Source organism: Paenibacillus sp. JL3B1040, from assembly GCF_057063165.1.
In genome coordinates this window covers 650,207-662,084 of the sequence record NZ_CM169317.1, presented here as the reverse complement: position 1 = coordinate 662,084, position 11,878 = coordinate 650,207, and the positions used below count along the sequence as shown (strand labels likewise).

Here is an 11,878-nt window from a genome sequence, read left to right as displayed (position 1 = left end):
ATTGGAGGTGTGCGTCATGATATTGGAAGCGACTGGCCTGACCAAAAAATACAAAGGCTTAACCGCCGTCGATTCTTATCGTATCCAAATAAAGCCCGGACAGATTCATGGATTGATTGGCCCGAACGGTGCCGGGAAAACGACGGTATTCAACATGTTAACTTCTCTCGTCCAGCCAACCGAGGGAAAGGTCTTTTTCCAGGGTAACGATATCTCCGGCAAAAGACCGGACGAAATCGCCGCGCTTGGCCTGGCGCGAACGTTTCAAAACATTCGCCTGTTCAAAGGATTGACCGTCTTGGAAAACGTGATGGTCGCGGCTCAAATCCATAAGAGATCGGGGTTGTGGGCTACCCTGCTTCGCTTTCCCAGCTTTGCCTTGGAAGAGAAGAACATTCGCTCGGAGGCGGAAAATTTACTGGAGTCGGTCGGACTAGAAGACGTCCGCGACGTCAAGGCAGGAAGCCTTCCGTACGGTTCCCAACGCAAGCTGGAAATAGCCCGGGCTCTCGCCCTGCGCCCTTCTCTCCTGCTCTTGGACGAACCCGCCGCCGGGATGAACCACAGCGAATCGGCAGAGTTGACATCCTTAATTCGGGATATTCGCGACCGCTATGATTTAAGCATTTTGCTCATCGAGCACGATATCCCGTTCGTCATGAACCTTTGCGATCATCTCCAGGTACTGAGTTATGGCAAACTGATCGCCGAAGGCGACCCACAAACCGTTCGCTCCCATCCCGAAGTGATCGAAGCTTATTTAGGGAGGTCGGCCGAACATGCTTAAAGTGAGCGGCATTAACGTTTATTACGATCAGATCCATGCGTTGAAGGATGTTTCTCTGGAGGTGCGGCAAGGCGAGCTTGTTGCCCTGCTCGGAGCGAACGGTGCCGGCAAGACGACGACCCTGCGGTCCTTATCGGGGTTGCTGAAGCCTAAGTCGGGCAGCATCGAGTATAGGGGGAAGGAAATCTCCTCCATACCGGCCCATAAGATCGTTTCTATGGGAATGGCCCATTCCCCCGAGGGCAGGCAGGTTTTCTCCCAATTGACCGTATTGGAGAATTTACGGATGGGCGCTTATACGCGTCCCAAGTCCGATGACCTCTCGGCGGATATCGAATGGATCTACAGCCTTTTCCCCGTCCTCAAACAACGGGAGAAGCTGCCCGCGGGAGCTCTTAGCGGCGGAGAGCAGCAAATGTTGGCCATGGGCCGGGCGCTCATGAGCAAGCCCAGTCTGTTATTGCTCGACGAGCCCTCACTGGGACTGGCTCCAATCATGGTCGAGAAAATTTTCGAAGTCATCCAATTATTGAAAAAGAGCGATATCACCATACTGCTCGTTGAACAAAACGCCTATGAATCGCTGCTGATCGCCGACCGGGCCTACGTGCTCGAAACCGGCAGCATCAAGCTTGAAGGGCCTGCCGAAGAGCTGCTGCACAATTCGGAAATTCAAAAGGCTTATCTGGGGGGTTAAACCGATGGTCTATTCTGCGGATTACATTATACAACAATTGGTGAACGGCCTTGGACTAGGCAGCGTCTACGCCTTGATCGCCATCGGCTATACGCTGGTCTACGGGATTCTTCGGCTGATCAATTTCGCACATGGCGACTTGCTGATGATCGGCTCGTATGCGGCCATGGCCTTCACGTTGAACCTACTTCTCCCCTTCCCGGTGGCGATCCTCCTCTCCATTGCGGTGACGGTCATGATCGGCCTGGTCGTGGAGCGAGCGGCGTACAGGCCGCTGCGAAGCAAGCCGGAAGAAACGACGTTGGTCACTTCCTTTGCCGTTTCCATCCTGATTCAGAATCTTGCGACCATGATCCTGTCTCCACAGCCGCGGTCTTTCCAGGTCCCGGCTTACCTTTCCAAGATGGTAGAACTGGGCGGCATCGATTTTTCCGTCATGAATATCGCCATCATCGGTTTATCGGCCCTGCTGCTGATCGCCCTCACCATGTTTATCAAAAAGACGAAGCTCGGCATCGCCATGCGGGCTACCGCGGAAAATATGAACGCTTCGGTGCTGATGGGCGTCAACATCAACTCCATCGTCCGTACGGCTTTCATTATTGGAGCCGCGCTCGCGGCCGTCGCCGGCGTCATGAACGCGGGACGTTACGGACGCATCGAGCCCATGATGGGCTTTGTGCCCGGACTCAAAGCCTTTGTCGCAGCCGTCATCGGCGGCATCGGCAGTCTGCCCGGCGCGGCGATCGGGGGGCTCATCCTCGGCTTCGGAGAAATATTGTTCGTCGGGTTTTTGCCGCCGGAGCTGTCGGCCTACAAGGACGCCTTCGTCTTCTTGGCCCTGATCGTCGTGCTGTTAATCAAGCCGACCGGGATATTCGGCAAGGCCGAGGATAGGAGGGTCTAACCATGAACAAACCGCTTGGGCTTGAAGCAACCCGTCGCACCCGACTGCCCGGCATGAGGGGGCCCCTCTTCGCCGTTAGTGTCGGACTCCTGATTCTTCTGCTCATCATCGCCAATTTCACGCTGAACGATTACTATTTACGGCTGATTAATTTGGTAGGCATCAATATCATTCTGGTCGTCAGTCTTAATTTGACGAACGGGTACACAGGCATCTTCTCTTTGGGACATGCCGGATTTATGGCCGTGGGCGCCTATACGACGGCGCTGCTGACCTACCCCCTGGCACGCAAGCCGCTTTTGTTCCCGCAAATGCCGGGGTGGCTGCAGCAAACCGAGCTGCCTTTCTTCATCTCCATGCTGATCGGCGGATTGATTGCCGTGATTTGTTCGTTTGTGATCGGATTTTCCGTTTTGAAGCTGCGCGGCCATTACCTGGCCGTATCCACCATGGGTTTCATGGTCATTATCAACGTGCTGGCCTCCAACTTGACGGATATTACCCGGGGGAAAAGCGGCATTTCCGGCCTCCCCAAAATGTCGAATATTTGGTGGGTCTACGCCCTCGTCGCAATAACGATTTACTTCGTATGGCGATTGCTTCACTCCTCCTATGGCCGCGCTATGCTGGCCATCCGGGAAGACGATTTGGCCGCGGAAGCGATGGGCGTCAAGGTGGTGCGGCATAAAATGCTCGCCTTTGCCGCGGGTGCCTTCTTCGCCGCCATCGGCGGCAGTTTGTATGGCCATCTGATTACAAGCATCAACCCAAGCATGTTCTCCTACTCCATGACCTTCAATTTGGTGCTCATGCTTGTCATCGGCGGCTCCGGGACCCTTCCTGGAGCGGTTCTCGGCGCTATCCTGGTTACGTTGATCCCTGAGCTTCTGCTGAACAAACTGGAGCGAGGCATCGAGCTATTCGGCTTTCAGCTTCCGCAAATGTACGGCATCAGCCAGGTGCTCATGTCCGCAGCGCTCATTATCACGATAATCCTCAGACCGAAAGGTCTTTTAGGAAAATAAACCGTCCATTCATGCGGGGGTGAATCCCATGTAAGGCTCATATAGAAACAAACGTTGGAAGTCGGCTATGTCCTCTTAAAAACCACAGATGGGAGAGAAAATCGCTTATGAAAAAAATGATCGCACTTTTAACGGTTATCATGCTTCTTTTATCCGCTTGCGGCAACGGGGGGAATAGTGCATCCTCCAATGGAGACAAAGGCAACGCGGCACCCGCAGCAGGAGAGGAAAGCAATGCTGCGAGCAGCGGGGGCGAAATCAAGATCGGCGCTTTGTTTAATGTGACCGGCGGACAAGCCTCCCTCGACGGCCCGTCGCTGGCCGGGTTCCAACTGGCTGCGGAGGAAATTAACGCGAATGGCGGCATTAATGGCAAACAAGTCAAGGTTGTCTCGATCGATGCCAAAACAGAAACTCTCTCGGCAGCCAACGGCATGCAGGAATTGATCGACGTACAGAAGGTACCGGTCGTCGCCGGATTCAGCGATACGACTTACGTTCTGGCCGCAGGGCCCATTGCCCAAGAGGCCGGTATTCCTTTCATTACGTCGGGCGCGACTTCCCCGTTGATTCCGGATCAAGTCGGCGACTTTATGTACATGGCCGCATTTGGCGATGACGCTCAATCTTATGCGATTTCGGATTACTCGATGGACAAGCTGGGCGCCAAGACGGTTTGGGTGTTGACCGACACGTCCTCCGACTTTACCGTCAACGTTTCGACCTTCTTTAAAGACCGCTTTACCTCCAAAGGCGGCGAAGTCGTTCTGGAAGACAAATACGACGGTGCGGCGGACACCGACTTCTCCGCACAAATTACACGGTTGAAGAGTCTACCCGAGCTGCCTGACGTTCTGATGGTATCCGCCCTTCCTGATAAAGCGGGGATCGTCGTCAAGCAAATCCGCGAAATGGGCATCGACACTCCGATCGTCAGCGCCGACGGCTTCGATACCCCGGCATTGGTCGAAATGGGCGGTACACCGCAAACGAATAACGTCTTCTTCGCCACCCACGTCGCGCTGGAAAACAGCGATGAACAGGTACAAAGCTTCGTGAAGGCTTATACCGACAAAACCGGGAACGCACCGGAAAATGGCTTTGCAGCACTCGGCTACGACACCATGTATCTGATCGCAGACGCAATCACGCGAGCTGGCAGCGAGGATCCTAAAGCGATTCGCGACGCTCTGAACGAAACCTCCGGATTTAAGGGTGTCACGGGAGAGATCGGTTACGGCTCCGGACGCGTTCCTGATAAGAGCGTGACCATTATTGAAGTCAAGGAAGGAAAATTCGAATTCCGCGAAAATATTACTCCGGAAAAATAAGAAAGAGGTGCATTAGCTATGGCGTTGATCGGAACTAAAATGACGGGCAACCAGTACAGAAACAGTAAGGTCGATAAAGTCATTTTCGGAGTGGGGGCCTTTGAAAATCATGGCTACCATATGCCGTTCGGTACGGATGCCCTAATCTCCAACATTCTAAGCGAGAAGCTGGCCGAGCGCGTGGAAGGCTTAATGGTGTTGCCGCCGATCAATTACGGACTCAGCGAGCACTACAACAAATTCCCGTTCACCGTCAGCTTGACCCCGGAAACGATCACGAACGTCATTAAAGATATTCTGAACGAAATTGTCCGCAACGGCATCACCAAGATCATCATCATGAATGGCCATGACGGCAATATCGCACCGATTGAATTGGCTGCCCGGGCGGTCAAAGTTCAGCACCCCCATGTGACGATCGCCAGTCTTAACGACTGGTGGGTGGCCGCCGGGAAAATGGTGCCGGAAGGCACGTTTGAGGTATGGAACGGACTGGGTCACGCCGGCGAAGGCGAAACTTCCATGGGTCTGGCCTTGTTCGAAGATTGGATGGAGATGGAGCATGCCAAGGGCGTCGTTCCGGAATTGCCGGAATTCGTAGAGATCAAGTGGCGCTTCGAGGAGCTTACCGATACCGGTGCCTCCGGAGATCCAAGCGTCGCGACCAAAGAAAAAGGCAAGCTGCTGGAAGAAGCCGTTCTGAACGTCCTGGAAAATTTCATTCGCGAAATGGACAAGAAGGATTGGAAGTACGGTTTAAACAACTAAGCCAAACCTAAGAAGGCCGTCCCTCGGCTGCTTCATCCGGGGGCGGCTTCTTTTCGTCTCTTCTTTGCCGGCCCATAATGCGCAAACGTTTGTTCATTTTTCGGGGTAATTTCCCCGCTAATAGACGGTATTCCGGGCTTCATGACGGCCTTCAACCTGTTTTCTCTATTTACTTTCGGCAATCTTTAGATTAATATTACAGTGTAAAGCAAACGGTTCCACAGAGGAGGTTTTTTATGGCTGTCACCATTAAGGATGTTGCCAAAAAGGCCGGAGTATCGCCCTCTACCGTGTCCCGGGTGCTGTCCAATCACCCCAGAATCAGCGCGGAAACCTCGCGCAAAGTGAAGCTCATTATGGACCAGCTTGGCTACCATCCAAACATTATGGCCAAGAGCTTGGTCTCTAAAACGACAAACAGTATTTGCATCATGCTGCCAAAGTCCGCCGAGGAATTGTTCTCCAACTTCTTCTTCATGGAACTGATCCGCGGCATCGTAACCCAAGCCAGCCGCCTGGGATATGATGTGCTCATCAGCTCTGGAGCTAATGAGAAGGAAGAGCTCGAAAGCGTCTCCAGACTCTTGAACGGACGCCGGGTGGACGGGGTCATTTTGCTGTATTCACGGCAGAACGATCCGGTGATCGATTTCCTCCATGAGGGGGGTCACCCGTTCGTGTTGATCGGACGCAGCGAGGAATATCCTGATATTTTAACGGTGGATAATGATAATATCCAGGCGTCATACGACGCCACAAAACATTTGATCGCCTTGGGACATGAACGGATCGGGTTCGTCAGCGGACCGTCGGAACTCGTCGTCTCCAAAGACCGGTTGAAGGGCTATCAGGATGCGCTCAAAGATTCAGGCTTGGAGTGCCGGCCCGAATGGATTGTCGAAGGTGAGTTTTTACAGGACAGCGGCTATCGGGCCATGTCGTTCTTCATGAATCTTCCGGACCGCCCGACGGCTCTGGTCATGATTGACGATGTTGTAGCCTTTGGCGTGCTTCGCGGCTTGCATGAACTGAAATTCAAAGTGCCTGAAGATTTGTGCCTGGTCAGCTTCAACAATATCCCGCTGTCGGAGCTTTCTACGCCACCGCTCAGCAGCATGGATATCGGCATTTACAACTTGGGTTACACCGCTTCTCAGGTGTTGATTCAATCGATTCAAAACAACAGCGACAAGGTGTATCCGAAGCGGCAGATCATTCCGCACCGCCTGATCGTCCGCGATTCGTCCATGTATTCGGTCCCCAAGAAATCCTAGGGGACGCATGGGCCTGTTGATGAAAATAAACGGAAGCTGAAGCTTCCTTTATTTTTCGACTTCTGTTCAAACGTTTGCGCTAATTTCACTCTTCACAGGAGGTTGATTATGAATCCGATTCAAGCTTGTTTATTTGATCTCGACGGCGTGCTCGTCGATACCGCGAAATACCATTACCTGGCTTGGAAACGACTGGCTGAGGAACTGGGTTTCGAGTTCACCGAGCAGGATAATGAGAAGCTGAAAGGCGTGAGCCGTATGGCTTCGCTGGACATTTTGCTCGGTGTTGGCGGCCTTCAACTGGAAGACCCCGTCAAGCAGGAGCTGGCCGAGCGCAAAAACAACTGGTACGTCGAGTATATCTCCCGTATGGATGCTTCGGAAATTCTGCCGGGGGCGCTTGAGTTCCTGCAGCAGTGCCGCGAGAACGGGTTAAAGACCGCGCTAGGCTCGGCCAGCAAGAACGCGCCGATCATCCTAAAAAATACCGGCCTTACGCCGTACTTCGATGCGATCATCGACGGCACCCGCACCTCCAGCGCCAAACCCGACCCCGAGGTCTTCCTGCTCGGCGCTGCGGAAGTAGGCGTTGCTCCAGAAGCGTGCGTTGTATTTGAGGATGCCGAGGCCGGGATTGAAGCCGCTCGCCGCGCGGGCATGCGCTGCATCGGCATCGGTTCCCCGGACACCCTCGGCGAGGCCGACCGGGTGGTCTCTTCGTTGGGCGACGTCTCGGTTGACTTGCTGCAGCAGCTGGCCGCGAAATAAACGCAAGCGCACTCGTTGGATGTACGCAAGCCGATCGCGGCGAATAGCTATCGTTCTTTTTCTGCATAAATAATCTATTAGAAAAGACTAAAGGAGCGGTTAGAGTGAAACAGTATTTGAAGGTAGATCCGTGGTCCATCATTGAAGAATCCTTTGATCCGGCGAATCATGAGATTTCGGAAAGTATTTTCAGCATCGGCAACGGATATATGGGCCAGCGTGCGAACTTTGAGGAACAATACAGCGGCACTTCCCTGCAAGGCAGCTACATGGCCGGCGTGTATTATCCGGACAAAACCCGGGTGGGCTGGTGGAAAAACGGCTATCCTGAATACTTCGCCAAAGTGCTGAACAGCACGAACTGGATCGGTATCAATGTGTTCGTGGACGGTGTGGCGCTGGATTTGGCCGAATGTCAGGTGAAGGATTTCGTCCGTGAGCTGAACATGAAGGAAGGCTATCTCTCTCGTCGCTTCACCGCCGTCATGAAAGACGGTAAAGAGCTGGCAGTGGAAGCGGTGCGGTTCGTCAGCATCGTGCGCCATGAAATCGGAGCGATCCGCTATGCGGTTACGCCGCTCAACTTCAACGGGGAGCTGCGGTTTGCGCCTTACCTCGACGGCGATGTGAAGAACAAGGACTCCAACTATGAGGAGAAATTCTGGCTGGAGGTTGAAAAAGCCGCCGGTGCCGACCTCTCCTATTTGACGGTTAAAACGAAAAAGCTCGACTTCCACGTTACGTCGATCATGGCGTTTGATGTGGAGCAAGGCGGACAGCGGCTGGAGCTGGCTCCGGCGTTCCACGAGCAGGAGAAATTCGTCTCCGCTGAAGTGGCGGTAACCGCGTCCACTAACCAGACGGTTACGTTGTATAAATACGTAGCCAATGTCACCTCCCGCGATCACGGGTTAGGCGAGTTGGTGAAAGTCGGGACGGAAGCGCTGCACGCGGCGAAGCAAGCCGGTTTCGACACCCTGAAACGCGAGCAGGCCGAAGCCTGGGCGAAAAAATGGGAAATGAGCGACATCATCATCGAAGGTGACGTAGCGGCGCAGCAAGCGATTCGCTTTAATATTTTCCAATTGAACCAAACCTACAGCGGCGAGGACGACCGTCTGAACATCGGGCCGAAAGGCTTCACCGGGGAAAAATACGGCGGCAGCACCTATTGGGATACGGAAGCTTACTGCCTGCCGTTCTACCTCAGCACTGCGGAGTCCGAAATCGCCCGCAACCTGCTGATCTACCGCTATAAGCATCTGGAGAAGGCGAAGGAGAACGCCCGCAAGCTTGGCTTTACGAAAGGCGCGCTCTACCCGATGGTGACGATGAACGGCGAGGAATGCCACAACGAATGGGAAATCACGTTTGAAGAGATCCATCGGAACGGGGCGATCGCTTACGCGATTTTTAACTATGTAAATTATACAGGCGATAAATCCTACCTGGGCGAATACGGCTTGGAGGTGCTCATTGAAATTTCCCGCTTCTGGGAGCAACGCGTAAACTTCTCGCAGGCGAAAGGCAAATACGTCATGCTGGGCGTAACCGGGCCAAACGAATACGAGAACAACGTCAACAACAACTGGTACACGAACCGGATCGCGGTCTGGACGCTCGAATACACGCTGGAAGTGCTGGCTGAGCTTAAGTCGCAGGATTCCGCGCACTATACGGCGCTGATTGAGAAGCTTGGGCTTGAAGAGTCGGAAACCAAGCAATGGCAGGACATCATCGACAACATGTACTACCCGTACGACGAAGAGCGCGGCGTGTTCCTGCAACAGGACGGCTTCCTCGACAAGGAACTGATCGCTGTCAAGGATATGGATCCAAAGCATCTGCCGATCAACCAAAACTGGTCTTGGGACCGCATCCTGCGTTCGTGCTTCATCAAGCAAGCGGACGTACTGCAAGGTTTGTTCTTCCTGAGCGACCGTTACGACCTGGACACGAAGAAACGCAACTTCGATTTCTACGAGCCGATGACCGTTCACGAGTCCTCCCTCTCCCCTTGCGTGCACGCGATCCTCGCTTGCGAGCTGGGTTATCAAGAGAAGGCCTACGAGATGTACCTGCGCACCGCGCGCCTGGACCTCGACAACTATAACAATGACACCGAAGACGGCTGTCATACGACCAGTATGGCCGGCACGTGGATGGCGATCGTGCAAGGCTTCGGCGGCCTGCGCGTCCGCGAAGGCGAGCTCGTGCTGCGTCCGTTCATCCCGTCGCACTGGACCTCGTTCTCGTTTAAGGTGATGTTCCGCGGCTCCCTGCTGCAAGTGAACGCCACTGCGGACAGCATTATCGTAACCAACGAGTCCAGCACACCGGCTGCCATCCGCATCTACGACCAAAGCTACACGGTCGATGCGAACAGCCAAGTGCAAGCACAGCGTTTGGAGCCATCGGCGCTGAGCTAAAGGTATAATCAAGTCAAAAGCCCTCACCGCTTAGCGGTGGGGGCTTTTGCGTGGGCGGACGAGCGGGCGCGGCGGCTTCGCCTCGGGGAAATAGCGGTATAAAATCACCTTATTCCCGGTGATTTGGCTCTTTTTGAACAAATAGAGGTAAAAAATGGCCTTATTTCGGTCCGTCAGGAGCAAAACCGCCCTTTGGGGGCGCCTGCGCACTAGCCTTGCACCAAACCTGACATAAGAAAAATAATGTTCTCACAAATTCCTAAATATTGAAGAAATTGATGGAATCACTCTGGAAATCCATAAAAAAACTCCTAATGTTGAAGGATAGGCATGTTACCCATTCCTCTCACAAAAGGAGCTCACTATGGGTAATGTACCAGATCAGACCGTCATTTGTAAATGCCTAGATTACATGGATTTATCCGACGATCATTTTCCGTTGTTTAATTATCGTCGCAAGTTCACTTTCGTCAAAGCGGTTAAGCTGTTGATCGAAGCCCAATTAAGCCAACGTAGCGATCTGGAGACCATTAGCCTTCATCTCGATGCGAATCCGCAGTTACAACAAGATATTGGTCTTGTCCGCATCAGCGCTTCTCAGATTGACCGGACCTTAAACGCACTTCCATTAGTGGAACTGCAAGAGCTTTGGTTCCAATTGATCTCTAAGCAAAATCAGGTTTGTTCAGCGCAAAAAGGGGCTCATCTCGGAAAGCTGCGCATCATCGATTCGACGGTGTTGTCTCTTCCAGAGATGGCGGGTAAATGGGCTTATAATTCACAGACAAGCAATGGCATTAAGATTCATACGAGTGTCGTATTAGCCCGCCCAGGCCTCTGCTATTGCGATCAGATGGTCTGTTCCACTCGAGGCGTCGCAGACTCGGAAGTCGCGCTGGATCTCGTCGTCGATCCCAAGGCGATTCATGTGATGGACCGCGGTTACATTGTGTATAGCCAATTCAAGCATTGGTTAGAAAACAATATTCGCTTCGTCGCACGTATCCAGAAAAACAGCCGAACCGTTGTGAAGGAAGAACGCGATGTTTCCGAGTTCCCTTCGATCCTTCGCGATGCCGATGTCACCGTATCCTACACGGATAAAGAAACGAAAGAACAAGTGGAGGTTTCTTTGCGATTGGTGGAGTACATCGATGACAAAGAACGTCTGTACCGGGTTCTGACAAACGTATGGGATCGAACAGCTGTACAGATCAGTGACATCTATCGTGGGCGCTGGGCCATCGAGCTGTTTTTCAAATGGATGAAACAACATGTAAGTCTTGTTCATCTATACAGCTACAAGCCAGAGGCGGTGTGGAACCAAATCTATTTGGCGATGATTGCTCATGCCTTACTGCAGTTGATTCATCAAGAGTCCGCACCCCCTCAGCGCTTGTGGTCCTTTTTGAAGATGCTGCGAGCGTATATAACATCCTCATGGACTGCATTTGTGGAGCGATTGAACCGCAAGCCGACCAAGCATTCACTTGGTAGGCGTAAGAAAAAGAAGCTCGGTCGCCCTCGAAAGCATCCTAAGGTGCACAAGACCGTAAAATTGATCAAGAAATAGTTACACAAGGGCATATATACAATAATTGGTAACATGATCCTATGCTTACAGGGAGATCGACTTTTTGGCGATGAGCCTGGATAACTAACTGCAAAATATTTGGTCTAGATACACTTCATGTATACTTTTGATTCTTAATCCAATCCATGTCAGCTTCTATGCAAGGCTAGTGGCGCCTGCGGAAAAATAAGGCCATGAAATACCGCTATTTTGTTCAAAAAGGGCTTTTTTGCGGAAATAAGGGTGTTTTTTACCCTTATTTGTGGGGCTGGCCGCGCAGGGCGACCGGCTGGGGTCCTCCCGGCCGCACGGCCGAGCG

Annotated in this window: 10 protein-coding genes; all 10 read left to right on the top strand. The window is 52.8% G+C overall.

Annotation, left to right across the window (positions count from 1 at the left end; translation table 11 throughout):
- The first annotated feature begins 16 nt into the window (after positions 1 to 16).
- A complete protein-coding gene (locus tag ACZF99_RS02815) occupies positions 17 to 787 on the top strand; it encodes an ABC transporter ATP-binding protein (RefSeq protein WP_240268968.1) in 771 nt (256 codons plus the stop codon).
- Positions 780 to 1,484, top strand: coding sequence for an ABC transporter ATP-binding protein (locus ACZF99_RS02810; RefSeq protein ID WP_240268967.1), 705 nt, complete (start codon positions 780 to 782; stop codon positions 1,482 to 1,484). Before ACZF99_RS02815 ends, ACZF99_RS02810 begins: the two co-directional genes overlap by 8 nt.
- Before the next feature lie 4 nt (positions 1,485 to 1,488).
- Positions 1,489 to 2,391 (top strand): branched-chain amino acid ABC transporter permease, encoded by a 903-nt coding sequence (locus ACZF99_RS02805; RefSeq protein WP_240268966.1) that lies wholly within the window; start codon positions 1,489 to 1,491, stop codon positions 2,389 to 2,391.
- A gap of 2 nt (positions 2,392 to 2,393) precedes the next feature.
- Entirely contained in the window at positions 2,394 to 3,416 is a 1,023-nt protein-coding gene (locus ACZF99_RS02800) for a branched-chain amino acid ABC transporter permease (protein ID WP_316550403.1), read from the top strand.
- Between the two features lie 107 nt (positions 3,417 to 3,523).
- Entirely contained in the window at positions 3,524 to 4,747 is a 1,224-nt protein-coding gene (locus ACZF99_RS02795) for an ABC transporter substrate-binding protein (RefSeq protein ID WP_316550404.1), read from the top strand.
- A 24-nt stretch (positions 4,748 to 4,771) separates the two neighbouring features.
- Positions 4,772 to 5,515 (top strand): creatininase family protein, encoded by a 744-nt coding sequence (locus tag ACZF99_RS02790; RefSeq protein ID WP_240268963.1) that lies wholly within the window; start codon positions 4,772 to 4,774, stop codon positions 5,513 to 5,515.
- 236 nt (positions 5,516 to 5,751) lie between these two features.
- Complete coding sequence (locus ACZF99_RS02785; RefSeq protein ID WP_483608890.1) at positions 5,752 to 6,789, top strand: LacI family DNA-binding transcriptional regulator; 1,038 nt, start codon at positions 5,752 to 5,754, stop codon at positions 6,787 to 6,789.
- A gap of 108 nt (positions 6,790 to 6,897) precedes the next feature.
- On the top strand, positions 6,898 to 7,557 hold the full coding sequence (pgmB, locus tag ACZF99_RS02780) for a beta-phosphoglucomutase (protein ID WP_316550406.1): 660 nt from the start codon (positions 6,898 to 6,900) through the stop codon (positions 7,555 to 7,557).
- 104 nt (positions 7,558 to 7,661) lie between these two features.
- Entirely contained in the window at positions 7,662 to 9,986 is a 2,325-nt protein-coding gene (locus tag ACZF99_RS02775; RefSeq protein ID WP_483608887.1) for a glycoside hydrolase family 65 protein, read from the top strand.
- A gap of 412 nt (positions 9,987 to 10,398) precedes the next feature.
- Complete coding sequence (locus tag ACZF99_RS02770) at positions 10,399 to 11,559, top strand: IS4 family transposase (RefSeq protein ID WP_483608229.1); 1,161 nt, start codon at positions 10,399 to 10,401, stop codon at positions 11,557 to 11,559.
- Positions 11,560 to 11,878 lie beyond the last annotated feature (319 nt).